Source organism: Actinomyces qiguomingii, from assembly GCF_004102025.1.
In the GTDB taxonomy this organism is placed as follows: domain Bacteria; phylum Actinomycetota; class Actinomycetes; order Actinomycetales; family Actinomycetaceae; genus Actinomyces; species Actinomyces qiguomingii.
Map to the genome: position 1 here is coordinate 2,853,833 of NZ_CP025228.1, position 26,623 is coordinate 2,880,455.

Below are 26,623 nucleotides of genomic sequence, written 5' to 3' on the forward strand. Positions count from 1 at the left end.
GGCCGATCTGTTGTGACTGGAGCAAGGGGACGGCGCAGATCAGGGAGTGATCAGCGCAAGCGTGCCCTCGGCGACGATCCGTTTCAACAGTGCCGGGGGCATGAGATTCTCCCCTAGCCGGTTGGGCTTGCCGGCGCCGTGGTAGTCGGAGGCGCCGGAGACGCCCAGCCCGAGCTCCTGCGCCAGTGCGCGGGCCTGTTCCCGCTGAGCGGGCGTGTGGTCGCGGTGGTCGACCTCGAGTGCGGCCAGACCCGCCCGAGCCATCCGGTTGAAGGTCGCGTCCGGAACCAGCCGACGCTGTCGATTGGCGGCGCGCGGATGGGCGGCCACCGGCACTCCCCCCGCGTCGCGCACAAGCCGGCATGCCTCCACCGGGTCCAGCGCCCAGTAGTGGACGTAGTAGGGGCTGGAAGTAGCCAGCGGTCCGGCGAAGGCGGCGGACCGGTCGGGGAAGGCCCCGGCGGCCACGAGCGCATCGGCGATATGCGGGCGGCCGATGGTGGTGGCGTCAGTTGTCTGGGCGAGCACGTCCTCCCAGGTGATGGGGTAGTCGACCCCGATCTGCTCAACCATGCGCCGGGTGCGTTCCGAACGCGACTGGCGGGCATGGGCCAGAGCATCAGCCAGCGGGGCGTAGTCGGGGTCGAACAGGTAGGCGAGCAGATGCAGGGTGACGCCGTCGGCGGAGCAGGAGATCTCCGCACCGCGCAGCAGACTCACGCCCGTGTCCGTTACTGCGTCGGCCGCCTGTTCCCACCCGTCGGTCGTGTCGTGATCGGTCAGGCCGACGACGTCAAGGCCGGCGACCGCCGCCGCCTTCATCAGCTGTGCGGGGGTATCCGTGCCATCGGAGCAGGAGGAGTGAGTGTGGGGGTCAATGCGCACCGGTCAAGTGTAAAGACGTCCCCGGTTGTGACCTCCGCTACTTGCTATTCTGACGATATGAGCGCCGCCACACCCTCTCGCATGCACGGTCCCTCCGCTCCCGCGGGCTCCCCCGTGGCCCCTTCCTCTGTTTCCTCATCCACCGCCACCGCTCCGATCCGCTTCGGCATGATCGGTGCCGGTTTCATCGCCCGCTGGTTCGTGGAGGCGGCCCGTGCCGTACCCGGCGCGCAGATCGTGGCCGTCACCTCCGCGCACGCCGAACGGGCCGCCGCATTCGCCACCGAGCACGCCATCCCCTACGCCTTCAGTTCCCTGGAGGAGATGCTCTCCGCACGGGACGACGACGGCGCCGCGCTGATCGACGTCGTCTATGTCGGTTCCCCCAATCTGCTGCATGCCGAGCACACGCTCGCCGCGCTGGAGGCCGGCCGCCACGTGCTGGTGGAGAAGCCCTTTGCGACCACACCAGCTCAGGCCCGGGCCATGGTGGAGGCTGCCCGCCGCGCCGACCGGCTGCTCATGGAGGGATGGCTGCCCGCCTTCGAGCCCGGCATCGCAGTGGTGCGGGAGCACCTGGACCGGCTGGGGCCGGTTAGGCGGGCTGTGCTGGTCAAGGAGCAGTACTCCTCCCGCATGGACGCCTACCGCTCCGGCGCGCTGCCACCGGTTTTCGACCCGGCCCTGGGCGGTGGCTCTCTCATGGATCTGGGTGTATACCCGGTCAGTCTGGCGATTCACCTGTTCGGTACGCCGGTGCGAGTCAGCGCCTCCGGTGTGCTGCTGGGCTCGGGGGCGGATGCCCTGGGCACGATCGTGCTCGGCTACGACGCCGCGTCGGCCGATGGCGGCCCCGCCCCGGCACCCGCCGGCGGCGCCGGGCCCGCCGGTTTCGAGGTGGTCTGTCTGCATTCCAAGACCTCACAGGCTGCCGTCGGCTCAGCACTCGCCGGCGACCGTGCGGTCCTGACCCTGGACGACTGCCAGTGGCCACAGCACATAGAGTTGCATGGCGCGGACGGGAAGGACGCCGTCGAGGACCTGTCGGTGCAGCGTACCGGCCCGGTGCTCGCATATGAGCTGGATGCCTTCACGCGCCTGGTGCGTTCCGGGTCCAGGGAGTCCGACCTGCACCCGCTGGCCAACTCGGTGGCCGCCGTGGAGGTGTTGTACGAGGCCCGACGCCAGGTCGGAGTGCATTTCCCGGGTGACCCGGACTGACCGGCCCACCGCGCACGCCGTTCGAGCTCGGCTCCGCTCCGGCCGGATACACCGGGCGCGAAGCCGCCCGCCCGGTGCGCTTGGACGTCGGCGACCGTGCCACTATGGGGCCATGAACGCTTCCGAGACCGACGCCCCCGCCGAAGCAGACGCGGCTGCCCCGGTTCCCCAGTCTCTCGCCCAGCGCGGTGACAACCGCTCACACCGCCCCACCAACCGGGCCTTCCGCGACTTCATCGGCTCCGGTTGGGGTCCGCGCCCGCAGGAGCTTCCTTCCCGCAACGAGTCCGCCCCCTGGGCCACCGCCCGCCGGGAGTCTCTCGGGGCGCTCTTCCCCGGCGACCGCCTGGTCATCCCCGCCGGTGGGCTGGTGACCCGCAATAACGACTGCGACTACCGCTTCCGCCCGCACTCGGCCTTCGCTCACCTGGCCGGCACCGGCACCGACTTCGAGCCGGACGCCGTCCTCGTCCTGGAGCCCCTGGGCACCGCAAGCGCCGACGGCGGCGGGCACGGCGTCAACGATGATGCACAGGGCACAGGCGGCCCACAGGGCGCGCAGTCCGCCCCCACCCACGAGGCGGTGCTGTACTTCCGCCCCCGCGCTTCTCGTTCGTCCGAGGAGTTCTACGCTGATACCCGCTATGGCGAGCTCTGGGTGGGTCTGCGCCCCTCCATTGAGGAGGTCGAGGCGGCCACCGGCATCCGCTGTGCCCATATCGACTCCCTGGAGGATGCGTTGGCCAAGGATGCCGGCCCGGACGGCGTACAGCTACGGGTTGTGGCCGAGGCCGACCAGGCCGTGACCGCACTGGTGGACCGGGTGCGCACCGCCGCCGGCCTGGCCGCCGGACAAGCGGCCCAGCAGGTCGACGACGCCCTGGCGGAGGCCACCAGCGAACTGCGCCTGACCAAGGACTCCTGGGAGGTCGAGCAGCTGCAGCGGGCCGTCGACGCCACTAAAGCCGGTTTCGACGACCTGATCCGCTCCATTCCGCGGGCCACCGGGCACTGGCGCGGCGAACGCGTCCTGGAGGGAGCCTTCGGCGCCAAGGCCCGTGAGGAGGGTAACGGTCTGGGCTACGAAACCATCGCCGCCGCCGGTAACCACGCTAACACCCTGCACTGGATCAACAACGACGGCGCCGTGCGCCCCGGCGAACTGGTGCTGGTGGACGCCGGCGTGGAGGTCGACTCCCTCTACACCGCCGACGTCACCCGCACCATCCCGGTGGACGGCCGTTTCACGGCCCCGCAGCGCCGCGTCTACCAGGCGGTCCTGGACGCCGCCCACGCGGCCTTCGCCCGCGCGAACACCCCCGGCTGCCGCTTCCGGGACGTGCACGCCGCCGCCATGGAGGTGATTGCGGCCCGCCTGGAGGAGTGGGGCATGCTGCCCAACGGCGTCACCGCCGCCGACTCCCTGGGCCCGGACGGCCAGTTCCATCGCCGCTGGATGGTGCACGGCACCAGCCACCACCTGGGACTGGACGTGCACGACTGCGCCCAGGCACGCCGGGAGATGAGCATGGAGGCCGAGTTGCGTCCCGGCATGGTCTTCACCATTGAACCGGGCCTGTACTTCCGCGCCGACGACCTGCTGGTCCCGGAGGAGCTGCGCGGCATCGGCGTGCGCATTGAGGACGACGTCGTGGTCGATGCCGATGGGAGCGTACGGCGCCTGACGCAGGCGATCCCCCGCACCGTGGACGAGGTGGAGGCCTGGGTGAGCGGGCTCATCGGCTGAGGCCGTCCAGACCTGCGGCACAGCCGTTTTGCTGACGGCCCTGGGGCCGAGCCGGCACGGATCGTTATCATTGAGTCGTGCCGCCGGTTCATGAACACTCGCACACCCACGGACGCGGCGCCTCCCGCGGTCGACTCGCCATCGTCCTCGCCCTGACGGCGGGGGTGCTGGTGGCCGAGGTCGTGACCGCCATGCTGACCGGATCACTGGCTCTGCTTGCCGACGCCGGCCATATGCTCACCGACGTCGTCGGCTTGACGATGGCGCTGGTGGCTGCGCAGCTGACAACCCGGCCGGCCACCGACCGCTCCACCTGGGGGCTGCGACGCGCGGAGATCCTGGGCGCCGCTGTCCAGGCGGCCCTGCTGGGGACCGTCGGCGTCATCGTTGGCGTACGGGCCGTGATCGCGTTGGTAGGCGGCGCCGAGGTCGAGGCGCACGGCATGCTGATCATGGGCGGGGTCGGCCTGGTGGCAAATGTCGTGGGCCTGGTGGTCCTGGCCGGTGGCCGTGATCAGAACCTGAACCTGCGGGCCGCGTTCCTGGAGGTCGCCAATGACGCCCTGGGCAGCGTGGGCGTGATCGTCGCCGCCGTCGTCACGGCAACGACCGGTTGGGCGCGTGCCGACGCCGTCGCCTCCCTGGTGATCGTGGCCCTGATTGCGCCGCGGGCCTTCATCCTGCTGCGCTCCGCCGTCGGCGTGCTCATGGAGGCCACCCCTGAAGAGTTGGACCTGGCGGAGGTGCGTCGCCACCTACTGGCGGTGGACGATGTGGAGCAGGTGCACGACCTGCACGCCTGGACGGTCGCCTCGGGACTGCCGGTGCTCACCGCGCACGTGGTGGTCAGCGACGCCTGCCTGGCGCGGGGACGGAGCGACGAGGTTCTGGACGCCCTTCAGGCATGTGTCGCCGAACACTTCCCCGTCCGTATCGAGCACGCCACCTTCCAACTCGAGCCCACCGCCCACCGCGCCCACGAGTCCGCGGCCTGCGCCTGACACCAGTCGCCCGGCCGCCCGGCTAGGCGTCGCGGAAGCGGCGGCGCGTCGGGGCGGGTACGTGCACGGAGCCGGTGTCGCCGTCTCCCTCCAGATGCTCACGGGCGAAGGCGAGCGCACTGGCCAGGCCCTCGCGTCGCTCGTGCGTGCTCATGTTGCGGGTGTTCACCTCGACCACGACCTGACCGCCCGCCGCGCCGAAGTCCGTGTGCGTCAGGTGACGCAGCACCCCGGCGCAGTCCTGATCGCCCTGGCCGGGCAGGAGGTGGTCGTCGCGAAAACCGGGCACCCCGTCGGTCAGGTGCACATGCCGCAGGGTGGGTCCGAGCGCCCGGGCCATGGCCAGTGCGTCGGAGCCGGAGGTCGCCGCGTGAGAAATGTCCAGGGTCACCGAGCGGTAGCCCTGGCCGACCGGGTCCCAGGTGGGGAAATAGGCCTGGAAGTCGCGGGTGGAGTGTGCATTGCGGGGCCGCCAGGTGAACATGTTCTCCACGCACAGCCGCACGCCGGTCGCGGCCTCGCGCTCGGCCACGCCGGCCACGAAAGAGCGGGCGTAACGGGCCTGCCAGAAGAATGGCGGATGCAGCACCACCGCTGGAGCCCCCACGGCTTGGGCCAACTCGATGGAGCGGTCGACCTTGCCCCAGGGCTCGGCGCCGAACACGGCGCGGGTCAGCAGCAGGGTGGGCGCGTGAATGGCCAGCACATTCACGCCGTGGCGCTCCGCCAATCCCAACAGGGTGCTGGCATCCTGGGTGGCCTTCTCACCCCACACCATGACCTCGACGCCGTCGTAACCCAGCTGCGCCGCCAGGGCGAAGGTGTCGGCCGCCTCACCGGGGTAGACCGACGCGGTAGACAGCCCCACCGGGATGCCGCGGCCCGTGACGTACGGCCCGGAGCTGGCCGTGGTCAAGCGCGTCTCACGCGTCGTCGGGGCGACGGCGGTAGGGGTCATCATCGTCTTCATTGTGACCCACGACCGGCTCATCTGTCTGAGATTCGACCGCTTCAGCGGTGGTCGGCGACGGCTGGGAGTCCATCCCGCTTGAGGGAGCGGTTGAGGCCGAGGGCGCGGCGGAGGAGGTCCGGTCCTGCGAATAGGTCTGCGGATCCACACCCTCGGGCAGGCGCACACCGAAACGGGGCTGCTCATCCGGGCGGGATCCGAAGGCGCTGCTGCCCTGCCCACGCGCCTGCTGCCGGGCGGCCCGACGCTCCTCAGCACGGCGTGCAGCCTCACCACCGCGGGTGAGATTGCCAGGGCTGTCCGCCAGTGCCCGCGCCGCCTCACCGGCCAGCTGCGAGGCGATCACGGAGTAACGTGAGGCCACCACTTGACTGATGGAGGTGAAATCGCGCCTGCCCCGGGTTAGGGCATAGGCGGCGACCTGGAAGATCATCCCCCAGATGACGCCCATGATCACAGCCGCGATCAGCACCGTGCCCGTGCCCTCACGAGGGCCGAGCAGCATCATCATGGCGGCGAAGAACAGGCCGATCCACAGCCCCGACACCGCGCCGTTGGCCACCGCCCGACCCCAGCTCATGCGCCCGGTGATACGCTCGACCTGGCGCAGGTCGGTCCCGATAATGGCCAGGTACTGGACGGGGAAGCCCGCGTCGGACAGAGAGTCGACGGCGTGCTGCGCCTCGGCGTAGGTCGCGAAGGAGGCGACCTCGTCGCCACGCGGAATACTTCCCCGCGCCATGCCCAACGGCGCGGCCTGCATGGAGAACTGGCTCGTGCTCATGGACACATCGTTCCACTTGGGTCGGCAGCCGGTGGGACTTCATCGTGCGGCGAAAATGTGAAGCCACGCAGCGCCCTACGCACCATTAGGCTGCGACTGTGGACAACACCAAGACGCGCAGCACTGTGAGGGTATTCGTCGCCCGGCTAGTGGGGACCACCGTCTTCGATCCGATCGGGGACGCAGTTGGCAAGGTGCACGACGTCGTCGTGCTGATCCGCCTGCGTGGGCAACCGCGGGCCGTCGGCCTGGTGATCGAAGTGGCCGGGCGCCGCCGCGTATTCCTGCCGCTGTCACGGGTGACGGCCATAGAACCTGGTGCCGTCATTACTACCGGCCTGGTCAACATCCGCCGCTTCGAGCAGCGCCGGGTGGAGACGCTCGTAATCGGCGAACTGCTCGACCGTGTGGTCACCATGCGCGACGGTTCGGGCGAGGTCACCATCCGGGACGTCGCCATTGAACGCGACCGCGGCATGGACTGGAAGGTGACGCGCCTGTTCGTCCAACGAGGCTCATCCGGCCCGCTGGGGCTACGCCGCGGAGAAACCTTCACCGTCCGTCCGGACGAGGTCACCGGCCTGGCGGGCTCCGCCGACCAGCAGGGCGCCACCGCCCTGCTGGCCACCATGGAGGGGCTCAAACCCGCCGACCTGGCCGATGTGCTCTCCGACCTGCCTCTGGCCCGGCAGCTCGAAGTGGCGGCCGAGCTGTCCGATGAGCGCCTGGCCGATGCCACCGAGGAGCTGTCCGACGATGAGGCCGTGGCCCTGCTGTCCGGCTTGGACGCCTCCCGCGCCGCGGATGTTCTGGACGCCATGCAGCCCGACGACGCCGCCGACCTGGTCTCCGCCCTGCCCGCCTCCATGGCCGCCCAGCTGCTGGATCTGATGGAGCCGGAGGAGGCGGAGGATGTGCGCCGCCTGCTGACCTACGACGAGTACACCGCCGGCGGTCTGATGACGACCGAGCCGATCATTTTGCCACCTGAGTCCACGGTGGCGTCCTTCCTGGCGCAGGCCCGTAAGGCGGAGGTGCCGCCGGCACTGGCGGCAATCGCCTTCGTGTGCCGTCCACCGTTGGAGTCACCCACGGGACGTTTCCTGGGAATGGTGCACCTGCAACGCGCGCTGCGCGAGCGCCCGCAACAGCTACTTGGATCCGTGCTGGACAAGGACCTGGACGGCGTTCACGCCAACGATTCGATCGGTACTGTCACACGTCTGCTGGCGACCTACAATCTCACGGCCCTGCCCGTGCTCGACGACGCCGGTCGCCTGCTCGGGGCGGTGTCCGTGGACGACGTCCTGGACCACCTCATGCCCGACGACTGGCGGGAGGCGGACGACGCCGTCACCGACGAGATGATTGAGAGGAGTGCCAATGGCTGACCAGCTCGACCAGCCGATCACCCGCCGCCGTTCCCGGCTACTGCGGTGGCTGGGGCCGCGCCGCTCGGCGCGTTCAGACGGATTCGGGCGTTTCGCCGAGGCGACCGCGCGTTTCATGGGGTCGCCGAAGTTCGTGGCCTATATGACGATCTTCGTAGTCGCCTGGATCGCCGCTAATATCTTGCTAGCGAAGATCAACGAGGACGCCCCCTGGGATCCCTATCCCTTCATTCTGCTCAATCTCGCTTTCTCCACCCAGGCCTCCTATTCGGCGCCGCTGATCCTGCTGGCACAGAACCGGCAGGACGACCGCGACCGTGTCATCGCCGAGCAGGACCGCCAGCGCGCCGAGCGCAACCTGGAGGACACCGAGTATCTGACCCGGGAGATCGCCTCCCTGCGACTGGCGATGAACGATGTCGCCACCCGCGACTTCGTGCGTTCGGAGCTGCGAACCGTGCTGGAGGAGCTGCTGGCGGAGGAGCGCCGTACCCGCGAAGAGTTGCACGACGACCTCGTGGAGGAGGGCCAGGACGCCGCCGAGGCACCGGATTCCTTCGCCGCCGGACGCGCGGGGGGCTCGGAGGCAGGCTCGGCCCCCGAGCATGGCGGCTGATGCAGCTATCCCTGCTTTGGGCGCACATTTATCCCTGCTTTGGGCGCGCATTGGGCCCGCTCGGCCCTTCGGGCCCCAATGACGCCGGAGCCGTTTCCGCTGTCGGCGTGCTCCTTGCCACCATTACGGCCTGCGGTGGCGCGCTCGGCGCGCCATAGGATTGTGGCATGAGCCTCCCCACCGAAGACGCGGTCCGCGAGGCGCTCGCACGGGTGATCGATCCCGAGCTGCGCCGCCCGATCACCGACCTGGGCATGGTCGACTCCATTGAGATCGCCGCCGACGGCGTGGTCACCGTCGGGGTGCTGCTGACCGTGGCCGGCTGTCCGCTACGAGACACCATCACCGCTGACACATCCAAGGAGGTCGGCGCCCTGGACGGCGTCACCGACGTGCGTGTCAACTTGGGGGTGATGACCGATGAGCAGCGGGCCGAGTTGCGCACTCGTCTGCGCGGCGGTGCGGCCGAACCGGTGATTCCCTTCACCCAGCCCGGTAACCTGACCCGCGTCTACGCGGTCACCTCCGGTAAGGGGGGTGTGGGCAAGTCCTCCGTGACCGCCAATCTGGCCGCCGCCATGGCCGCGCAGGGACTGAGCGTCGGAGTCGTGGATGCCGACATCTACGGCTTCTCCATCCCCCGCATGCTGGGTGTGGATCAGGTGCCCACCCAGCTGGACGGCATGATCGTTCCACCCATCGCGCATGAGGTGAAAGTGATCTCCATCGGCATGTTCGTGGAGGACAAGCAGCCGGTCGTCTGGCGCGGTCCTATGCTGCACCGAGCGGTACAGCAGTTCCTCTCCGACGTGTTCTGGGGCGATCTGGATGTGCTGCTGTTGGACCTGCCGCCGGGAACCGGTGACGTGACCATCTCAGTGGCGCAGCTGCTGCCGGATGCCGAGATCCTGGTAGTCACCACGCCGCAGACAGCCGCCGCAGAGGTGGCCGAACGTACCGGGCTGATCGCCTCCCAGACCCATCAAAAGGTCGCCGGCGTCATCGAGAACATGTCCTACCTGCCGCAGCCGGACGGATCCCGCCTGGAGATTTTCGGCTCGGGCGGCGGCCGGGCGGTGTCGGCGTCGCTGACTACGGCGCTCGGCTACGAGGTACCGCTGCTGGCGCAGTTGCCGCTGGACATCAGACTGCGTGAAGGCTCCGACGCCGGTGTTCCCGCCGCCATCGCCTCCGATGGCGCACCCGCCGTGGACTCCCCGGCCGCGCTCGAACTCGCCGCCGTGGCACGTAAACTCGGGCACCGTGCACGCGGCCTTTCCGGCATGTCGCTGTCAATCAGCCCGGTTGACGCCGCCGGCTGACGGTTGACCGTTTAGCATCTGCGCGGCCCCACGCAAGCTGGTCCGGGGCGCGCGCCCCACAACGCACCGATGCCGTCAGGCGACCGCGGCGGTGGCCGCCTCGGCGCGGGTGCGGGCGGCCTCATTGGCGGCGCGCACAATGTCTCGCGGTGACACGGGGCGGCGCGCCCGAGTCGGCTCCTTTTGGGGTTGCTCGGCGGCAAGGCTGGAGGGGACATCCGCCGCCACAGCGTCTTCACCTATGGTCTCGGAGACCTCGGAAATCTCGGAAGTCTCGGAGACCTCGGCAGTCTCGGAGACCTCGGGGATCTCGGCAGTAACAACCTCCCCCGATTCCAGCGCCATGCGGGCCGCGTCGGCGGTGGCGTCGACGGATTCCGTGGTCTCGTCTACCTGTGCGGCATCGGCCTGCCCCTCGGTGGAGGAGACCGTGTCGACCTGCGGCAACTCGGCGGTGACGGCGGCGGCCTCCTGCGCCGCCTGCTGTGGATCCTTCTCCCGCTCGGCCCGAGCGGCCCGGGTCTGCTCGGCCTTGTCCTCGATCATCTTCGAAAGAGGCTTAGATCTGTTCCCGGTCTTACCGCTCACGGCAGCGGCGGCCTCGTCACTGGCCTCCTTGGCGGTATCCAGAACCGATTGGAAGGGGTTGGTCAGGTCCCGGCGGATCGCATCAAGGTCCTCGCCCAGTGCGTCGCGCACGATCTTGCGGGGGTCGTAGTTGCGCGGATCCAGGTCCGACAGGTCCAACTCGCTGAGCTCGGGACCGACCTCCTCGGCGATCTGAGTCTTGGCGTTGTCCAGGAAGACACGCAGTCGGCGCACGCCCTGGGTCAGCTTGCGAGTGTATTCGGGTAGGCGTTGGGGACCCACCACCACCACTAGAACCAGTAGGAGGACGAAGAACTCCGCACCCGAGATGCCCGGAAACATGACGCCAGTATAGGGAGCACTATGGGCAACCAGGCAGTCACGCCGCCACGGGAAGTGGACCGGACCTGAAACAATGGGTGTTGACTCCGGGCCGGACATCCGGCGCCGCCGGGGTCACTGGTTACGGCTACGCGGCCCGGCGCCGCAGAAGGGACATATGGTGGCTGCCGACAAGACACTGAGCTGGTCCTACACCGAGGAGTTCCCAGTCGAGGCAGAGCCCGCCGCGCAGGCGCGCCTGCGCGGCATCGAGTTGGGCACAGACCCGGTCTCTCCGGCCACGGGCGCCGTCCTGCGCATGCTGACCGCGGCCGGAGGAGCCAAATCCGTTGCCGAGATCGGCACCGGCACCGGCGTGTCGGGTCTGTGGCTCCTGGCGGGCATGGGCGCCGACGGCGTGCTGACCACCATCGACGTAGAACCGGAGTTTCAACGCGAGGCCCGTCGCGCCTTCGACGAGGCCGGCTACCCCGGCTCCCGCACCCGCATCATTCAGGGGCGGGCATCCGATGTTTTGCCGCGTATGGCCGCCCAGTCCTATGACATGGTAGTGCTGGATGTGCCCCCGCAGGAGGCGGCGGAACTGGTGACACAGGGGATCCGCATGCTGCGCGCGGGCGGTGTTCTGGTAGTCACGCACGCACTGTGGAAGGACCACGTCGCCGATCCGGCACGCCGCGACGCCACCACCGTGGCGACGCGCGAACTGGGCAAGATGCTGCGAGATGAGGATGGTCTGCACGCATCATTGCTGCCGGTCGACGACGGTCTGCTGGTTGCCGTCCGGCAGGCGTGACCCACCCGCGGGACGGATGGAGATCTTGACAAACACGCACCAGCACCGGGCCTGAATCCACCCGGCGTAACCGACCTAACGTTTGCAGCGCTGTTGCGATATTCCGCTCAGTACTTGACGGTGGCCAGGGCCTCCTGCAGCTCCTTGATCTCCTCGGGTGTGATCTCGACTACCAGACGCCCGCCGCCCTCGAGCGGCATTCGCATGATGATGGAGCGGCCCTCCTTGACGACCTCAAGCGGCCCATCGCCGGTCCTGGGTTTCATGGCAGCCATATGCTCCCCTTTCACTGATGATTCGCGGACTTCTACCGCTTCTCCCAGGTCCATTCTACGGCATAATGACGCCACTTCGGGCGCAAACGTGGCTGAATCCACGCCTGCCACCCCATCCTGCGACCTCTGGCGCGGCACCTCACTGAGCCACCCATTCCGAACGGTCGGGAGTGCGAGTCAGCCCGTTGGCGCGCATTGTGCGGGCGGCATCCACCACGAAATCGACCGCCTCCTGCGCGGTATCAACCACTTGCAGCAAGGCCACATCGGCCGCGTCGATCGTGGCCGCAGCCACCAGGGTTTCACGCAGCCAGTCCACCAGGCCACCCCAGAAGGAGGAGTCGACCAGGGCAATCGGGAAGGACGGCACCTTCTGGGTCTGCACCAGGGTGACGGCTTCGAAGAGTTCGTCGAGCGTACCCATGCCGCCGGGCATGATCACGAATCCATCGGAGTACTTCAAGAACATAGTTTTACGGGCAAAGAAGTACCGGAAGTTGACACCCAGATCCACATAATCATTCATGCCCTGCTCGTGGGGCAGCTCAATGCCCAACCCCACGGAAATACCACCGGCTTCACGCGCCCCCTTGTTGGCCGCCTCCATAATGCCGGGGCCGCCCCCGGTGATCACGGCGTATCCGGACCGGACCAGTCCGGCCCCGATCTGCTCGGCCAGGACGTAGGCGCGTTCGCCCGCCCGGGTACGAGCCGATCCGAACACGCTTATTGCCGGTCCCACCTCGGCCAGTGCCCCGAAGCCCTCGACGAACTCCGACTGGATGCGCAGCACGCGCCAGGGATCGGTGTGCAGCCAGTCGGCGTCGTCGCGGCGGTCCAGGAAGCGGGCGTCGGTGGTGCGAGTTGGAATCTGAGCGCCGCGCAGCATCACCGGCCCGGTGCGGTAAGTCTCACGCGAGCCGTTCTTCGCGGGTGCAGATCCGCCGGTCGCCGATCCACTCGTCATGTCTGACACATCGTCTACCACATTGTTAGCCATAGGGGGCATGATCCCCCACCGGCCGCCATTTGTGGCAATGACACCCAGGCCGAGCGCGTTCCTGTGCGCCGGATGTGCGCACCACCACTCATGACAGCGCTCACGGGCGCGGCGTCCACCATCCTCGGCACGGTACGGTCGCCCCATGACATATCCGCCCCAGCGTGCGGCCACCAGTGATCTTGACTTCGCCGTCTCCTCCTGGATCGCCGAGGATCCGGACCCCGATACCCGCCGGGAGTTGAGCGACCTGCTCTCCGCCCACCGTGATGGCGACGCCGCGGCAACGGCCGCCCTGGCAGACGCCTTCTCAGGCAGCCTACAGTTCGGCACCGCCGGGCTGCGCGGGCGACTGGGTGGCGGCTCCAATCGCATGAATCGCGTCGTCGTCATCCGTGCTGCTGCCGGACTATCGGCCTACCTGCACCAGATGCTGGGGGACGGGTTCCGCGTCGTCATCGGCTACGACGCGCGCCACCGCTCGGCCAGCTTCGCCCGTGACACCGCCGCCGTCGTAACCGGCGCGGGCGGGCATGCCATCTTGTTCGACTCCCACTGCCCCACGCCCGTGCTCGCCTTCGCCCTGCGTCGCCTGGGTGCCGACGCCGGTGTCATGGTGACGGCCTCACACAATCCTCCGCAGGACAACGGCTACAAGGTCTATTTGGGGGGTCGTGCGGAGACCGGCTCCGGACAGGGCGCACAGATCGTCCCGCCCCACGACGCGGGCATTGCCGCCGAAATCGCCGCCGTCGGACCGCTGTCCTCGGTGCCCATGCCCGATTCCGGCTGGGAGACGATCGGTGCCGAGATGGTTGAGCAGTACGTGCAGCGGGCGGTCAAGGCCGCCCGCACCAGGGCGGTTGCCCCCCTCAAAATCGTGCTGACGCCAATGCACGGCGTGGGCGGACAGATATGCCAGCAGGTGCTGACACGGGTGGGCTTCGACGACGTCGTCGTGGTGCCCGAGCAGTTCGATCCGGACCCGGACTTCCCCACCGTCACCTTTCCCAACCCGGAGGAGCCCGGCGCCCTGGATCTGGCCCTCGCGCGAGCACGGGAAGTGGGAGCCGATCTGGTCATCGCCAATGACCCGGATGCCGATCGCTGCTCCGCCGCCGTGCCGGATGAGCACGCCCGCGGCGGCTGGCGACAACTGACCGGAGATGAGGTCGGCTCGCTTCTAGGAGAGCAGGCCGCCGAGCTGGCAGCCTTCAATGGCACCGGCGTGCTGGCCAACTCGATCGTCTCCTCCCGGCTGCTGCGCAAGATCGCACAGGCGCACGGACTCGGTCACCGCATCACGCTGACCGGCTTCAAGTGGATCAGTCGCGTGCCGAATCTGGTATTCGGCTATGAGGAGGCGCTCGGATACTGCGCCGATCCGTCCGCAGTGCGGGACAAGGACGGCATTTCCGCCTCTGCGCGCCTAGCGGTGCTGGCCTCCACGCTTAAACAGCAGGGGCGTACGCTGGATGATCTGTTGGACCGGCTGGCGCGCGAGCACGGCCTGTATGCCACCAGCCCGCTGAGCGTGCGCGTGGAGGACCTCAGTTTCATCACCGAAGCCATGGAGCGTCTGCGTGCCGGCGGAGCGCCCGCCACCTTGGCAGGCTCCCCGGTGGTAGACGTCTTCGACCTGATGGACGGCGCCGCCGACGGCAACGGGCAGCGCCTGCCCGCCACCAACGGCCTCATCTTCAAAACCGCCGCCGACGACCGGGTAGTGGTGCGTCCCTCCGGCACCGAGCCGAAGCTCAAGTGCTACTGCGAGGTGGTCATGCCGGTGGCCGTCGACGAACCGGTGGAGGTGGCCCGCCGCGCCGCCGCCAAGCGCCTGGAGAACATCAAGGCCGACCTGCGTGGCGTGCTGGGGATATGACGTGTGGGCATAGTCTCGATAGCACGTATGCCAGACCGCAGGTCACGGCGATTGTCCCCCCGACAGACCATTGCAGGAGTATTGCCGAGCACAGCCCCGCCAGGCAGCAGGCAGCGCCCAACGCCGCCGAGCCGACCAGCAGGCCCGGCGTCGATCGCGCCCAGGGGCGGACCGCGGCCGGCGGTGCGGCCATCAATGCGATCGGGAGGATCGTGCCCACAGCCGGTATGAGTACGCCGATGTTGAGGCAGATGAGGAACAGTATCGTCCACTCCGGAAGCCGCGGATCCAGCCCCGCCGCCCGGTAGGCGAGGGCGTCGAAGCAGTACAGCTCTAAGTGGTGCGCGGTCGCGGCCACTACGATCGTGGTCACGGCCAGCACCACCGCCGTCGAAGCAGCATCGGCGCGGTTGACGTTCAGCACCGAGCCTGTCAGAAACCCGTCTACCTTCAGCGGCAACGGCGCGAACCAGGTGCTCAGCAGATGCCCCGAGGCGAAGCCCACGGCCAGCACTATGCCGGCGGCAGCCTGTGAGGAGACGCCGGGAAACTCACTGAGACGGCGCATCAACCAGATCATCGGCGCGCACGCCAGCACCGCTCCGAGAACTACCGCGAGCGAGAGAGCCTCGTACCCGACTCGGGCACCAGTCAGTGCGGTTCCAGCCGCCGTCACCGCTACGACTCCGGCGACCGCGCCGGGGAAGGTGGCGTGGGTGACTGACTCGGCGAAGAAAATGCGCCGGCTCATCAGCGCCAAGGCACCCACCAAACCGGACAACGCCCCCATCAGCACGACTTCAACCAGGGGCAGGGCCAACAGTTCCATGGATACCCTCATCCCCGCCGCCTCCGCCGCACGAGGACCAGCGCCGCCACCACAAGTACGGCCGCCATCATCATCACCACAGATGCCTGCGCAGACACCGGGCGCGGAAGTGGCATGGTGGCCAGCAGCATTCCCGCATAACCGCCGCCCAGACCGGTGCCCAGGGCCACACCGAGCATTCCGGACACGTCCTTAGCCAGTAATCTGGCGGTGGTTCCGGGAATCGTGAGAAAGCCGATCACCAGCAGCGTGCCAACGGCCGTAGCGGCTGACACGACGACCGCGGCAATAGCCATGTTCAGCACCAGGTCGAGCAGGGCGACGCGTAGCCCACCGGTGCGAGCGCCCACGGGGTCGAAGGCCCTGGCTATCTGCTCCTTCCATGTCGCAGTGACCAGCAATAGGGCGAGTGCGCATGCCACCAGGGCCTGTGCCAGCCGTGGGTCTGTGACCTCCAGGAGCCTGCCGAAGGTAAGGGCCTCGAGTTGGCCGGACCGGTCTCCGGCGCGCAACAGCAGTATCACGCCTACCGAGAAGAAGCCGGTGAGCACTACAGCGGTGCCCGCCTCCGACGCCTCAGTCCTGGCACGGTGACTGATCAGGGTCAACACTCCTGCCGCTACGGCCCCGGCTACGCCCGCTGCCGGTACGACCGTATCGATTCCCCCGCAGATCGCCCCGATGACGATCCCGGGGAACACCGCGTGAACGAGCGCCTCGGCTTGGAACTCCGCTGAGCGCAGATTGACCAGTACTCCCACGGGTGCAGCCACAATCGCAAGGACCACCAGCATCACCAGCGGCCTGAACAGGTAAGGGGCTCCTGCCAGCGGCTGCAGCCCAGGAACGTCGACCAGTTGCAGGCGCAACCATTCCAAGCACTGCGAGAACTCGTTCATGGTTGCGCTCCGGGCCCGACCCGCTGCGCTGGGGCAGTGCCGGGCCCGCGGTCGACCGCGGCCGCTCCGGACGGCAGCAGCGTTTTTGCGGCCGCCTTCCCGAAGGCCTCGTCTATGTACCTTGGAACCAGCACCGTCTGGCGAGGACCGAAAGCAATCTGGCGGCCGGCCAGCAGCACCACCTGTTCGCAGACCGCGCGCGCAAGCACCAGGTCATGGGTGGACACGACGACGGTGACGCCAGCCTCCTTCAGATCGGACACAATCCGCAGCAATGCATCTCGGTTGGGCTGGTCCAGACCGTTGAAGGGCTCGTCAAGCAGCACGATCTGCGGGCGCGAGGCGATGGCGCGAGCCAGCAGCACCCGCTGCTGTTGACCTCCTGACAGAGTGCCGAAGCGTCGGTCGGCTGCTTGCGCCAAGCCGACGGCCTTGAGGGCCTCCCGGCAGCGCAAGCGCTGTTCCCGTCCCGGGCGGCGCAGTATCCCCAGCTCGGGGTAGGTTCCCATGAGCACCACTGAAAGCGCGGTTACCGGAAACGTCGGATCCAGGTCGCTGCTCTGCGGAACGTAGGCGATAGCGCCGGGTCGTGTACGTCCGGGTGCGGCACCCAATACCCGCACGGAGCCGGAGACGATGTCTACCATGCCGATTACGGATCTCAGCAGCGTCGTCTTGCCTGAACCATTCGGGCCCACCAAGGCTAGTCCCCCACCGCATTCAACCGATCCGGTCACCCCGGTGACAACGGGAACTCCCCCGTATGCGAAAGCCGCCTCCACGAACTCGATCACCACCTCCGCCGCTGATTGCCTGAGGGGCCGAGCGCCACTGCTCATGGCTGCACCGTCTGGGTGGGAGTCCATGGGCTGAGTTGCTCGGGGAGCGGAGCTACCTCGCCTCCCCACACGCTGGTCAGGTTGGTGACGTTGTGCAGCAACGAACCGATATAGGTCTCTCCGTCCGAGCCGGGCTCGCCCAGCGAGTCGCCGTAAAGCGCCTCATCGCCGATCACTGCGGTGACTGCGGCCAACTCAGCGACTTTCTCCACGGACCGCGGATTGTTGGAGTTCTCGGCGAAGATCGCGACGGCTCCGGAACTCTTCACGGCATCGGCAGTCTCCTGGATCTTCTGGGCGGTGGCGTCCTGTTGGGCGTTGAAATCGCTGAGCGCAGCCCCCTCAAAACGGATGCTGTAGGCATTGGAGAGGTATCCGAAGGCGTCGTGACTGGTGAACAACACCCGCTTGTCTGCGGGCACCGACTCCAGCGAGTTCGCCGCCCAGTCATCTAGTTCGCGCAGGCGGTCGGTGTAGGCCTCAACGTGTGCACGCAAGGTCTGCGCCGAGTCCGGATCCGCGGCAATCAAAGCGTTGCCGATGTTGTTCACCTGCACGACTGCGTTGGCGGGCGCGGTCCACACGTGCGGGTCGTAACGGAACTCGGCCTCCTCCCCCTCTTGGGGGGCAAAGGGCCAGGGAAGAACATTGACTGCTTGGACGCCCCGATCAATTGTGTAGGGGAGTTCGTCCTCCTGCGCCTGCCTGGCAGCGGCCGCATCCGCATCGCCGTCTACCTCTTGCGCGGTCAGCACGCCGGAGGTGACCACCATGGTGCCTTTGAATCCGGAGGCGGTCACCGCATCATCCAGGAAATGTTCCAGGTCAACTCCGTTGACCAGGAACAGGTCCGCCTCACTCAGGGCGCGGGACTGGTTCGCGGTCATCTCGTGGTCGTGTGCGGAAGCGTTCGGCGCCAGCAGGCAGGTAAGAGCCAGGTGCGCCTTGGCATTGTCAGGAGCTGCGCCGAGTTCGGCGGTGACACCGTCGGCGCCCGTACGCGTGAATGCCAGGTCTTGACCGCCCGAGGCCAATTGGGTGACGTAGTCGCAGATCTGAGTGGTGGAGGCTACCACCTTCAGGACGTTGGCGGTTGCGCCCGTGGGGTTGTCGACCGAGCAGGCGGCAATGGGCGCGGCGAACAGGGCTACGAGGGCTGCGAGCCCCGCGGGGCGCCGCAAACTGAAAACGATTCTCATGCACCGGATGATAGTTTCGGGTACCCGAAACTTTCAAGTCGAGCGTCATACCGGACTCAGGCGTTCGGCCTGCGGTGCACGCGATCCTTGTTGTAGACCATGTTGAAGAACCGCCCGTCTCGACGCATCCCGGTCGCCTCGTCGAACGACTTCGCCACGTAAGCCGTCTGCCCCATGAACTCGAAGGGCACGTCGTCGGCGCGACCACTCAGTACCACGTCGCACAATTCGACGGCCTCATCGAGGATGGACAGGGGGACCTCCATGGTCCCGTGCGAAACGAACAGGCGGTCGTAATGGCCTGCCGTGCGCTTCTTCAGGGCCAGGACGTTCTCGCGGTACTCCTCGACGCTCACGGAGTTGTGGTCGAAGAGGAAGGTCCGCTGGTTGCATCCATCGCTCAGGATGAGGATCCTCTCCTCGCGGATGAGGAGCGCCGTCATGCCGGGAGTGTGTCCCGGGAAGTGGAAGGCGTCCACATGGATCCCCCCGGCGTCGAAGGAATCCCCGTCCTCCAGGGGCAGGAGGGACACCGGGTACGGAGGGACGTAGTCATCCGCGGTAATCTCATTGATCCGGTCCCCGACCCCCATCGCGATGTATTCCTTGCGAACCGCAAGCGGCGCCATTTCGTCGTAGACCGGCCTGTCCAGGCGATTCAGGTGCACGTCTTCGAACTCGGGGGCGCCCATCGCGTGGTCGACGTGCCCGTGAGTGAGCAGGACGGTGAGCGGCTTGTCGGTGAGGTTGCGAACGAAGTCACGCAGGTGTCCCACTCCGGAGCAGGTGTCGATCAGGATGGCCCGATCCTCGCCCCGGATGAGATAGAGAATCTCATCCATGACGCTCCGGATGGCGGTCACGCTCTCGGTGACCGGCGCGGCGGTGTAGTAGGGGAACATGCGGGTGTCTCCTCTCCTATCTTCAGTAAGTCCGAGTCACCGGACCTTACGGATGAGGAACGTGCCAATACCGCCAAGGATCGAGCAGACGACGCCGAAGACGAAGATCGAGGCGTATGTACCCGTGACGGTCAGCAGAGTCGAACCGACGACGCCGGCGAGCATCGCCGGCACCGAAGTGGCGATGGCGAGGATGCCGAGGTCACGACCGGCGTTCTCCGGGTCCGGCAGCACCAGCGACATGACGGCAACGTCGACGGCGAAGTAGACACCCATGCATGCGCCGGAGATGATGTTGTAGGCGACCATGCCCGTCCAGGTCGGCATGAACAGCGGGAGCAGGAAGGCGACGGCCAGCCCCAGGGCTGCGATGCCGACGGTCGCCTTGCGCCGGTCCAGGACATCGGCAAGCTTACCGAAGATGAGGACGGCGACCAGCTGCGAAATCGTCGATATGGTGGCGAGCGTGGCAACCGCGGCAGCGACGTCTCCACCAGGCAGAGCCTCAGCCCCTATGAAGTCGCTCAGTACGTAGAAGTTCAGCCCGCTCATGGTGAAGAAGCCGAAGAACAGGATGAGCCGGGAGACGAAGGCCATGGAGAAGTCCCAGCTTTTGAATCCGGAGAAGAAGGCCAGTATCTCGGCCGGACGTACGGCACCCTTGCGCCGCGCGGCAGAGCCCGCCTGGGGAGCACGCGAGCCGGTGTCGGACGGCTGTTCCCTGGCGACGACGACGAAGAGAAGCGTCGCCAGGACAAGGAACCCTCCGACGATGAGATAGCCGTGGATTTGCGAGACCCGCGCCACCAGGTTGACGAAGATGAGGATGCCAAGCGGCAGCCCCAGGCCGACGATAGTCGAGGCCACGCCACGGTTCTCCTCTGGAATGCGATCGGGCACGATTGCGTAGATGACTCCTTGGTACCAGTTGGCGAAGCCGGAGATTATGGCCCATAAGAGGAGCATCAGCGGCACACTCGACGACACTCCGAGCAGGGCGCACCCGACGAAGACGATCCCTGAGGTGGCGAGCAGCCAGGGCGTGCGCCTGCCGAGGCTAGTGCGCGTTCTGTCAGAGATCGCCGCGCCAACAGGCAGAGCGATCGTGCCGAGAATGCCGCCGACTAGTCCGGAGATCGCCAGAATCTGCACCTTGCCGTCCGGGGACACCGCGGCCACCTGCGCCGGCCAGAGCACCTGCTGAGTCCCCTGATAAACACCGTACAGGGCAACGATGGCGGGAAGCAGGACCGTGAGGGTGCGACCTACCGGATATGCGTGGGCGGAGGGCTCCAGCGATTCGGAGGAGTTCGTGATCGGTGCGCTCATGGCATCTCCTTTGAAGCGCTACGCAATTGAAAACACGATTTACTAATTCGTGTTACTGGCGTGGACTAGTCTAGCGGGCGGGCCACCACTGTCAAGCGGCGGTCCGCTTCAAGGGGAGGGACCACATCAGGATGCCGAAGCGAGTAACCGCCCACGATGTCGCCAAACGCGCCGGGGTCTCGCGCACCACAGTGAGCTTCGTGCTCAACGGGCGTGATGCGGCGATCCCCAAGGAGACCCGCGAACGCGTGCGCGCCGCCGCCGCCGAGCTGGGGTATGTTCCCTCCGCCGCCGCCCGCGCGCTGCGCAAGGGAGTCAGCGACATCATTCTGGTGCTCTCCGCCGGGGGAAGCGCCGCAGACCTCAGCGACTACATGTGGGAGTCCTTCGCCCGAGCATTCCAGTCTCGGGGACTCACCACTGTCTTCTCACGCACCGCGGGGACGGCAACGCCCCTACAGGCGCTGCTTGAAGAGCTTAGGCCCAGAGCCATCGTCTCCCTCGTCGAGCTCGATGAACAGGACACCGAACTCGTCGAGCGGCTGGACATCCCGCTGCTGCTACCCTCGGCGGCGCAGTACACCTTTTCCGGACTCCAGTCCCTGATGGGTACGACGCAGGCGAGTTACCTCCTCGATCGTGGATACCGCCGCCTCATATACGTAACGGACGCACGCGCTCATCGGTCCCGAATCCCACTCGAGCAGCGCAGGGTGTCGTTCGCTCGCACCGTTGAAGCGCATCCTGAGGCGGCACTTCTGGGGACCGTTAAGTGCGACGCCCGATCCCCGTCAGCAGTTACGGATCTCATTGAGGCCCTGTCCGACGTTGTCGGACGCGCGGACGCCGTAGGCGCCTTCAACGATGACGCGGCAGCCGTAACCCTGACGGCCCTGCATCGACTGGGCCTGACTGTGCCCAGCGACCTCGCAGTCATCGGTGTTGATGACCTCACCCTGAGCCGCTATCTGTCTCCGCCGCTCACGACACTGGCCATCAACGAGTCCGATGTCTGGTCAGAACATATTGTTAACTCGGTGATCGCTCTGCTCAATGGAGCGTCCCAGCCTTCGGTGTCCGATCCGTCCCTCGGAGTTCGCGTCATCGAGCGCGAGTCCGCCTGACCTCGGTGCCGCCACTCACACCGCAGGCCGACGGCACGGTCACTCCAGACCGTCGAGTATGGCGACGGTCGCGGATACGCCCAGCCGTGTGGCGCCGGCGTTAATCATTGCCAGCGCATCGGCCGCGGTGCGGATGCCGCCGGAGGCCTTGACTCCCAACCGATCTCCCACCGTGGCGCGCATGAGTTCCACGGCGTGCACCGAGGCACCACCGGCCGGGTGGAATCCGGTGGAGGTTTTGACATAGTCGGCGCCGGCACCCGCGGCGGCCCGGCAGACGGCGACTATCTCATCGTCGACCAGCGCCGCGGACTCGATGATGACCTTCAGCAGCTTGTCCCCCACGGCCTGCTTGACCGCGCGGATGTCCGCCTCCACGGCGGCGTAGTCATGCTCCTTGACCAGCTTGAGGTTGACCACCATGTCCACCTCGTCCGCACCCTTGGCAACGGCATCGGCGGCCTCGGTGGCCTTGACGGGAGTGGCGTGGGCGCCGGACGGGAAGCCGCACACGGTAGCCACGTGCAGCCCGGCAGGAACCTGGACCGGTAGTTGGTTCGGGGATACGCATACCGAGTAGGTGCCGAGCTCGGCCGCCTGCGCGATCAGCTCGGCTACCTGCGCGCCGGTGGACTCTGGCTTGAGCAGGGTGTGGTCAATTATGGCTGCGACCTGCGCACGGGTGGACATGGTTTTCCTTTCGTCAGCTCTCTTCGGTGAAGGGTGATGGGGCGATGACGGCAAGTACGCGCGGCCAGTAGCCCAGCTCACGTGGGCCGGGTCCGGATGGCCGCCGCGGTGCCAGTAGATCCAGGGCGCGTACGGTGCCGCTGGAGGGTTCGTAGATATGAGCTTGACCGGCGCCGGGATCCTTCCGCCCGATGGCGTCCCAGGGCACGGCCAGCACGTAGTGGCGTGGGATGGCCGGGGCGGCGGGAACGTTGCGCAGGAGGCGGCGGATTCGTCGTCCGCTATCGCTCCGGTACCTGAGCAATGGACCACCCGTGAGCAAGACCACGGGGACGCCGTCGGCGAGCAAGGAGCGCAGTCCCGCAATTACAGCGGGCCACTGCGGGCCGCGGTCATCGACCCGGCCGACACTGTATGCCCCGACCGGCAGGCCCGCCTCCAACCGGAGGCGCGTCATCTGGGCGGCCACCGCCCAGGGGGTTGATCCCAGGTGGCGCGTCCAGGGCAGGGGGCCGAGGGGGCCGCCGGCGCGACGGTTCATGGCGTGCTGCACTCGCCGCTGTTGGGCAGCCAGGGCGTCGCGCAGCGCAAGAGCCGGGCGGGCGGTCTTCGGCGGTGGCGCCGTCGCGGTGGCCGGGGCGCCGAGCAGAAGACGGGCCGCCTGGACCGCCGTGGCGCCGCAGGTGGTGGCGTCGCATTGGGTGAGGGTGATGGCGCTGCCGGCGGCGGTGAAGGAGCCCACGCGCAAACGGGCGTTGACCACACGCACCTTCGGCAGTGATACGGCCGACGCGATCGGGTCCACCACGGCCTCGTCAGACAATCCGATCCAGCACCACGCCAGCGCGACGGCGGGCAACGGCATCCTGCGCCTCCGGGGAGTCTGCGGGGCAGATGCTGATCGTGTCCTCCAGGGCGGCGCGGGCCCGCTCGAAGCGCTCGGGAGTGGCGGTGTGCAAGGTGAGCAGCACCTGCCCGGCGCGAACCTGGTCTCCCGGCTTGGCGTGCATCTCGACACCGGCAACCGCCTGAACGGGGTCCTCCTTGCGGGCGCGACCGGCCCCCAGTCGCCAGGCGGCCACGCCTACGCCGAGCGCATCCAGGCGCGTGAGCACGCCATCCGCGGCGGCAGTGACGGTTTCGGTCTCGGCGGCCACGGGCACAGGCGCGTCGGGGTCCCCGTCCTGGCGGCGGATCATCTCCCGCCAAACGTCCATGGCACGTCCATCCACGAGGGCGGCGCGCAGCTCCGACTCATCCACCGGACGTCCGGCGGCGTCAAGCATCTCCCCCGCCAGCGCCACGGTCAGGTCGACGACGTCGGCCGGTCCCCCACCGGATAGCACCTCGACGGCCTCGCGCACCTCCAGGGCGTTGCCGGCGGTCAGCCCCAGGGGCGTGGACATGTCGGTGAGCAAAGCGCGGGTGACCACGCCGGCGTCCGTGCCGAGCGCCACCATGGTCTGCGCAAGCTCGCGCGCCTGGCCGATCTCCTTCATGAACGCGCCGGAGCCGACCTTGACGTCCAGGATTAGCGCGCCGGTGCCCTCGGCGATCTTCTTGCTCATGATGGAGGAGGCGATCAGCGGCACGCAGGAGACGGTGGCAGTGGTGTCGCGCAGCGCGTACAGCTTCTTGTCGGCGGGGGCCAGGCCGCTGCCGGCGGCGCAGATGACGGCGCCGGGGCCGTCGGGCGCCAGCATCGACAGGATCTCGTCATTGCTGAGCGCCGCCCGCCAGCCGGGGATGGATTCGAGCTTGTCCAGGGTGCCGCCGGTGTGTCCCAGGCCCCGGCCGGACAGCTGGGGGACGCTGACGCCGAATGCGGCCACCAGCGGCGCCAAAGGCAGGGTGATCTTGTCACCCACCCCTCCGGTGGAGTGCTTGTCCGCAGTGGGGCGTCCCAGGGCGGAAAAGTCCATGCGCTCCCCCGAGCCGATCATGGCCTCGGTCCAGCGGGCGATCTCGCTCCGGTCCATGCCGTTGAGGTAGATCGCCATGGCCAGGGCGCTCATCTGCTCATCGGCAACCACGCCGCGGGTGTAGGCGTCGATGACCCAGTCGATCTGGGCGTCGGCGAGCCGGTGGCGGTCGCGCTTGGCGGCGATCACGTCGACGGCGTCGAAGGGCTCCACGGCTTCGGGCGCCGAGTCAGCGCCTGCCGTGCCGGAAATCGGATTACCCGATGCATTAACTACGGTCACTGCCTGTCTCCTCCTGCTGTCTGCGCGGGCGTGGCGGTAACCCGGTCGATGTCGGCGCTGGTGAAGCGGTCGGGAAGCACCTGGTCAATTGTCATCAGCCCCGACGGCATGGCCAGCAGCATGTCCGGGTGGGCGTGCTCTGACAGCACCTGGCGGCAGCGGCCGCATGGGGAGCAGGGGCGCCCGTCCCCGTCGACGCACACAAAGGCGACCAGCCGGCCACCGCCCGTGCGCACGAGCTCGGACACCAGGCCGCATTCGGCGCACAGGGTGACCCCGTAACCGGCGTTCTCCACATTGCAGCCAGATACGAAGCGGCCGTCGTCAACCAGGGCGGCCGCCCCCACCCGGAAGCGGGAGTAGGGCGCGTACGCACACCGCATGGCCTCGGCGGCCAGCGCCCGCAGCCGCATCCACATGTCCGCTTCGATAACCGGGGTGGCGACGTCGGAAGCCGCCCGGGCGGGCGCCGCCGGGTGATTCTCAGCACCGATCACGGATACGGCACCCCCTCCGCAGCGGGCGCGCGCACCCGACCCACGAAACCGGCGACGGCGAATATCGTCACGATATAGGGGATCATGAGGATGATGTTGGCCGGGATCGGAGAGCCGATCACGGACAGGGTTTGGCCCACCGAGGTGGCGAAGCCGAACAGCAGCGCGGCGCACAAGGTGCCCACCGGATTCCAGGCGCCCAGAATCATGGCGGCTAGGGCGATGTAGCCGTTGCCGGCGGACATGTCCTTGGTGAAGGCCAGGCCGGAGCCGATGGTGAAGAAGGCACCGCCCAGGCCAGCGAGCGCACCGCCCAGCATCAGGTTGTTGACGCGGGTGCGCATGACGTTGATGCCGACGGTGTCCGCGGCCCGCGGATGCTCACCGCAGGCGCGCATGCGCAGACCCCAACGGGAGTGGAAGAGCATAAATGACAGCGCTGCCACGGCCACATACATCAGATACACCAGGATCGTCTGCCGGAACAGCACCGGGCCGATGATCGGGATCCGTGAGAGCACCGGGATGGGCAGGGTGGGCAGGCGCATCGAGGTGTTCAGTCCAGCCGGATTGTCGGTGAGCACCGTGGAGAACAGGAAGCTGGTCAACCCCGACACGAAAACGTTGAGAACCACGCCGACCACGATCTGGTTCACCCGGTACTTGAGTCCGAACATGGCCAGCAGCAGGGCCACCATAATGCCGGCGAAGGGAGCTGCGATCAGACCGGCCCAAGGAGTCTTGGCGATCGAGGCAACCACCGCGCCCAGGAAGGCGCCGCCCAACAACTGGCCCTCAATGGCGATATTGATGGTCCCCGAGCGCTCCCCCACCACTCCGGCGAGTCCGCCGAAGACTAGCGGCACGGACAGGGCGAGTGTGGAGGACAGGATCGTCACCACGGGAATGACGGTGGAGCGTCCGGCGCCGGCCCAGGTGAGGAAGGCGATGATGAACGTGGCGCCCAGTGCTAGCCCCACCCAGGTGCTCAGCTTCGCACGCCTGACCGCGCGCAACCACATGTAGACAGTCAGTGCCGCGGCGGCCAGTGCCATGCTCACGATGAGCGGACGGGCCCCGAGGGTGATCACGGGCAGGTTGAGGAAGTCGGCCTTCGTGGACAGCTGGAAGCTCGTATCACCATGTCCTGCCAGACCCATAAGCAGCTCTATGACTACTACAACGATTCCGGTGACCGGCAGCTTGTAGGCGATCGGCTCGAGGATGGCGACCGGTTCGGCATCCGGGCCGGTGTCCCGGGGCGGGTTGGCAGTCTGTGTCGCGGTCATGG

At 67.6% G+C, this 26,623-nt stretch carries 26 protein-coding genes; 9 read left to right on the forward strand and 17 right to left on the reverse strand.

The genetic code is table 11. From position 1 onward, the window contains the following. Positions 1–39: 39 nt before the first annotated feature. On the reverse strand, positions 40–885 hold the full coding sequence (locus CWT10_RS12030) for a PHP domain-containing protein (protein ID WP_103062152.1): 846 nt from the start codon (positions 883–885) through the stop codon (positions 40–42). A 57-nt stretch (positions 886–942) separates the two neighbouring features. On the opposite strand from CWT10_RS12030, the gene CWT10_RS12035 reads away from it, so the two are divergent. The 3 genes from CWT10_RS12035 (at position 943) to CWT10_RS12045 (ending at position 4,854) form a co-directional block, all read left to right on the forward strand. Further along, on the forward strand, positions 943–2,106 hold the full coding sequence (locus CWT10_RS12035) for a Gfo/Idh/MocA family protein (protein WP_416171690.1): 1,164 nt from the start codon (positions 943–945) through the stop codon (positions 2,104–2,106). Positions 2,107–2,218: 112 nt separating this feature from the next. Then, positions 2,219–3,853: an aminopeptidase P family protein gene (locus CWT10_RS12040; protein ID WP_103062153.1), complete on the forward strand. Its 1,635-nt coding sequence runs from the start codon at positions 2,219–2,221 to the stop codon at positions 3,851–3,853. Between the two features lie 77 nt (positions 3,854–3,930). After that, entirely contained in the window at positions 3,931–4,854 is a 924-nt protein-coding gene (locus CWT10_RS12045) for a cation diffusion facilitator family transporter (RefSeq protein WP_103062154.1), read from the forward strand. 22 nt (positions 4,855–4,876) lie between these two features. Here CWT10_RS12045 and CWT10_RS12050 read toward each other — a convergent pair whose 3' ends face one another. Together CWT10_RS12050 and CWT10_RS12055 are read right to left on the reverse strand one after the other, a co-directional pair. Further along, a complete protein-coding gene (locus CWT10_RS12050) occupies positions 4,877–5,722 on the reverse strand; it encodes a sugar phosphate isomerase/epimerase family protein (RefSeq protein WP_233188033.1) in 846 nt (281 codons plus the stop codon). 55 nt (positions 5,723–5,777) lie between these two features. Continuing rightward, positions 5,778–6,608 (reverse strand): YflT domain-containing protein, encoded by an 831-nt coding sequence (locus CWT10_RS12055; RefSeq protein WP_233188028.1) that lies wholly within the window; start codon positions 6,606–6,608, stop codon positions 5,778–5,780. A gap of 98 nt (positions 6,609–6,706) precedes the next feature. Here CWT10_RS12055 and CWT10_RS12060 point away from each other — a divergent pair, with 98 nt between their 5' ends. The 3 genes from CWT10_RS12060 to CWT10_RS12070 all read left to right on the forward strand — a co-directional run bounded on the left by CWT10_RS12060 (position 6,707) and on the right by CWT10_RS12070 (position 9,937). Continuing rightward, complete coding sequence (locus CWT10_RS12060; RefSeq protein WP_103062156.1) at positions 6,707–7,999, forward strand: magnesium transporter MgtE N-terminal domain-containing protein; 1,293 nt, start codon at positions 6,707–6,709, stop codon at positions 7,997–7,999. Then, entirely contained in the window at positions 7,992–8,615 is a 624-nt protein-coding gene (locus tag CWT10_RS12065; RefSeq protein ID WP_103062157.1) for a DUF1003 domain-containing protein, read from the forward strand. Before CWT10_RS12060 ends, CWT10_RS12065 begins: the two co-directional genes overlap by 8 nt. Before the next feature lie 167 nt (positions 8,616–8,782). Continuing rightward, on the forward strand, positions 8,783–9,937 hold the full coding sequence (locus CWT10_RS12070) for an Mrp/NBP35 family ATP-binding protein (protein WP_103062158.1): 1,155 nt from the start codon (positions 8,783–8,785) through the stop codon (positions 9,935–9,937). Between the two features lie 75 nt (positions 9,938–10,012). On the opposite strand, the gene CWT10_RS12075 is transcribed toward CWT10_RS12070, so the two are convergent. Beyond that, positions 10,013–10,867, reverse strand: coding sequence for a twin-arginine translocase TatA/TatE family subunit (locus CWT10_RS12075; RefSeq protein ID WP_128683470.1), 855 nt, complete (start codon positions 10,865–10,867; stop codon positions 10,013–10,015). 160 nt (positions 10,868–11,027) lie between these two features. Here CWT10_RS12075 and CWT10_RS12080 point away from each other — a divergent pair, with 160 nt between their 5' ends. Next, on the forward strand, positions 11,028–11,663 hold the full coding sequence (locus tag CWT10_RS12080; RefSeq protein WP_103062194.1) for an O-methyltransferase: 636 nt from the start codon (positions 11,028–11,030) through the stop codon (positions 11,661–11,663). A 107-nt stretch (positions 11,664–11,770) separates the two neighbouring features. Here the strand turns inward: CWT10_RS12080 and CWT10_RS12085 are convergent, their stop codons facing one another. Together CWT10_RS12085 and CWT10_RS12090 are read right to left on the reverse strand one after the other, a co-directional pair. After that, positions 11,771–11,938 carry a DUF3117 domain-containing protein gene (locus tag CWT10_RS12085; RefSeq protein WP_103062160.1) on the reverse strand — a complete coding sequence of 56 codons (168 nt, stop codon included), beginning with the start codon at positions 11,936–11,938 and terminating at the stop codon, positions 11,771–11,773. Between the two features lie 139 nt (positions 11,939–12,077). Next, positions 12,078–12,905 (reverse strand): LOG family protein, encoded by an 828-nt coding sequence (locus CWT10_RS12090; protein WP_103062195.1) that lies wholly within the window; start codon positions 12,903–12,905, stop codon positions 12,078–12,080. 178 nt (positions 12,906–13,083) lie between these two features. Between CWT10_RS12090 and CWT10_RS12095 the strand changes: the two genes are divergently transcribed. Continuing rightward, positions 13,084–14,820 carry a phospho-sugar mutase gene (locus tag CWT10_RS12095; protein ID WP_103062161.1) on the forward strand — a complete coding sequence of 579 codons (1,737 nt, stop codon included), beginning with the start codon at positions 13,084–13,086 and terminating at the stop codon, positions 14,818–14,820. Here CWT10_RS12095 and CWT10_RS12100 read toward each other — a convergent pair. From CWT10_RS12100 to CWT10_RS12125, 6 genes are read right to left on the reverse strand one after another with little or no spacing between them, the layout of a single operon-like run. Continuing rightward, positions 14,786–15,649: a metal ABC transporter permease gene (locus tag CWT10_RS12100; RefSeq protein ID WP_332881177.1), complete on the reverse strand. Its 864-nt coding sequence runs from the start codon at positions 15,647–15,649 to the stop codon at positions 14,786–14,788. The two genes, CWT10_RS12095 and CWT10_RS12100, sit on opposite strands and share 35 nt — an antisense overlap. Positions 15,650–15,657: 8 nt before the next feature. After that, positions 15,658–16,548, reverse strand: a complete 891-nt coding sequence (locus CWT10_RS12105) for a metal ABC transporter permease (RefSeq protein ID WP_103062163.1) — start codon at positions 16,546–16,548, stop codon at positions 15,658–15,660. After that, positions 16,545–17,387: a metal ABC transporter ATP-binding protein gene (locus CWT10_RS12110; RefSeq protein WP_103062164.1), complete on the reverse strand. Its 843-nt coding sequence runs from the start codon at positions 17,385–17,387 to the stop codon at positions 16,545–16,547. The genes CWT10_RS12105 and CWT10_RS12110 overlap by 4 nt, the downstream gene beginning before the upstream one ends. Further along, positions 17,384–18,586 carry a metal ABC transporter substrate-binding protein gene (locus tag CWT10_RS12115; RefSeq protein ID WP_103062165.1) on the reverse strand — a complete coding sequence of 401 codons (1,203 nt, stop codon included), beginning with the start codon at positions 18,584–18,586 and terminating at the stop codon, positions 17,384–17,386. The genes CWT10_RS12110 and CWT10_RS12115 overlap by 4 nt, the downstream gene beginning before the upstream one ends. Before the next feature lie 56 nt (positions 18,587–18,642). Then, positions 18,643–19,488: an MBL fold metallo-hydrolase gene (locus CWT10_RS12120; protein ID WP_103062166.1), complete on the reverse strand. Its 846-nt coding sequence runs from the start codon at positions 19,486–19,488 to the stop codon at positions 18,643–18,645. A 36-nt stretch (positions 19,489–19,524) separates the two neighbouring features. After that, the gene (locus CWT10_RS12125; protein ID WP_103062167.1) at positions 19,525–20,817 is read right to left on the reverse strand and encodes an MFS transporter; all 1,293 of its coding nucleotides are present in this window, start codon (positions 20,815–20,817) and stop codon (positions 19,525–19,527) included. Between the two features lie 131 nt (positions 20,818–20,948). Between CWT10_RS12125 and CWT10_RS12130 the strand changes: the two genes are divergently transcribed. Continuing rightward, positions 20,949–21,941, forward strand: coding sequence for a LacI family DNA-binding transcriptional regulator (locus CWT10_RS12130; protein ID WP_103062168.1), 993 nt, complete (start codon positions 20,949–20,951; stop codon positions 21,939–21,941). Between the two features lie 39 nt (positions 21,942–21,980). On the opposite strand, the gene deoC is transcribed toward CWT10_RS12130, so the two are convergent. The 5 genes from deoC to CWT10_RS12155 form a co-directional block, all read right to left on the reverse strand. Beyond that, positions 21,981–22,631, reverse strand: a complete 651-nt coding sequence (deoC, locus tag CWT10_RS12135) for a deoxyribose-phosphate aldolase (RefSeq protein WP_103062169.1) — start codon at positions 22,629–22,631, stop codon at positions 21,981–21,983. A 13-nt stretch (positions 22,632–22,644) separates the two neighbouring features. Beyond that, positions 22,645–23,490, reverse strand: a complete 846-nt coding sequence (locus CWT10_RS12140; RefSeq protein WP_233188029.1) for a hypothetical protein — start codon at positions 23,488–23,490, stop codon at positions 22,645–22,647. Next, positions 23,447–24,766, reverse strand: a complete 1,320-nt coding sequence (locus CWT10_RS12145; protein WP_199176305.1) for a thymidine phosphorylase — start codon at positions 24,764–24,766, stop codon at positions 23,447–23,449. Before CWT10_RS12145 ends, CWT10_RS12140 begins: the two co-directional genes overlap by 44 nt. 65 nt (positions 24,767–24,831) lie before the next feature. Further along, positions 24,832–25,254: a cytidine deaminase gene (locus tag CWT10_RS12150; protein WP_103062198.1), complete on the reverse strand. Its 423-nt coding sequence runs from the start codon at positions 25,252–25,254 to the stop codon at positions 24,832–24,834. A 74-nt stretch (positions 25,255–25,328) separates the two neighbouring features. Then, positions 25,329–26,621 carry an ABC transporter permease gene (locus CWT10_RS12155; RefSeq protein WP_103062170.1) on the reverse strand — a complete coding sequence of 431 codons (1,293 nt, stop codon included), beginning with the start codon at positions 26,619–26,621 and terminating at the stop codon, positions 25,329–25,331. Positions 26,622–26,623 lie beyond the last annotated feature (2 nt).

Coding starts and splice junctions, on each gene's coding strand:
- CWT10_RS12035 (WP_416171690.1), top strand. CDS start 943: ATGAGCGCCGCCACACCCTCTCGCATGCACGGTCCCTCCGCTCCCGCG.
- CWT10_RS12120 (WP_103062166.1), bottom strand. CDS start 19,488: ATGTTCCCCTACTACACCGCCGCGCCGGTCACCGAGAGCGTGACCGCC.
- CWT10_RS12155 (WP_103062170.1), bottom strand. CDS start 26,621: ATGACCGCGACACAGACTGCCAACCCGCCCCGGGACACCGGCCCGGAT.
- CWT10_RS12100 (WP_332881177.1), bottom strand. CDS start 15,649: ATGGAACTGTTGGCCCTGCCCCTGGTTGAAGTCGTGCTGATGGGGGCG.
- CWT10_RS12115 (WP_103062165.1), bottom strand. CDS start 18,586: ATGAGAATCGTTTTCAGTTTGCGGCGCCCCGCGGGGCTCGCAGCCCTC.
- CWT10_RS12110 (WP_103062164.1), bottom strand. CDS start 17,387: ATGAGCAGTGGCGCTCGGCCCCTCAGGCAATCAGCGGCGGAGGTGGTG.
- CWT10_RS12125 (WP_103062167.1), bottom strand. CDS start 20,817: ATGAGCGCACCGATCACGAACTCCTCCGAATCGCTGGAGCCCTCCGCC.
- CWT10_RS12090 (WP_103062195.1), bottom strand. CDS start 12,905: ATGACGAGTGGATCGGCGACCGGCGGATCTGCACCCGCGAAGAACGGC.
- CWT10_RS12055 (WP_233188028.1), bottom strand. CDS start 6,608: ATGAGCACGAGCCAGTTCTCCATGCAGGCCGCGCCGTTGGGCATGGCG.
- CWT10_RS12105 (WP_103062163.1), bottom strand. CDS start 16,548: ATGAACGAGTTCTCGCAGTGCTTGGAATGGTTGCGCCTGCAACTGGTC.
- CWT10_RS12065 (WP_103062157.1), top strand. CDS start 7,992: ATGGCTGACCAGCTCGACCAGCCGATCACCCGCCGCCGTTCCCGGCTA.
- CWT10_RS12070 (WP_103062158.1), top strand. CDS start 8,783: ATGAGCCTCCCCACCGAAGACGCGGTCCGCGAGGCGCTCGCACGGGTG.
- deoC (WP_103062169.1), bottom strand. CDS start 22,631: ATGTCCACCCGTGCGCAGGTCGCAGCCATAATTGACCACACCCTGCTC.
- CWT10_RS12130 (WP_103062168.1), top strand. CDS start 20,949: ATGCCGAAGCGAGTAACCGCCCACGATGTCGCCAAACGCGCCGGGGTC.
- CWT10_RS12075 (WP_128683470.1), bottom strand. CDS start 10,867: ATGTTTCCGGGCATCTCGGGTGCGGAGTTCTTCGTCCTCCTACTGGTT.
- CWT10_RS12095 (WP_103062161.1), top strand. CDS start 13,084: ATGACATATCCGCCCCAGCGTGCGGCCACCAGTGATCTTGACTTCGCC.
- CWT10_RS12085 (WP_103062160.1), bottom strand. CDS start 11,938: ATGGCTGCCATGAAACCCAGGACCGGCGATGGGCCGCTTGAGGTCGTC.
- CWT10_RS12040 (WP_103062153.1), top strand. CDS start 2,219: ATGAACGCTTCCGAGACCGACGCCCCCGCCGAAGCAGACGCGGCTGCC.
- CWT10_RS12150 (WP_103062198.1), bottom strand. CDS start 25,254: ATGTGGATGCGGCTGCGGGCGCTGGCCGCCGAGGCCATGCGGTGTGCG.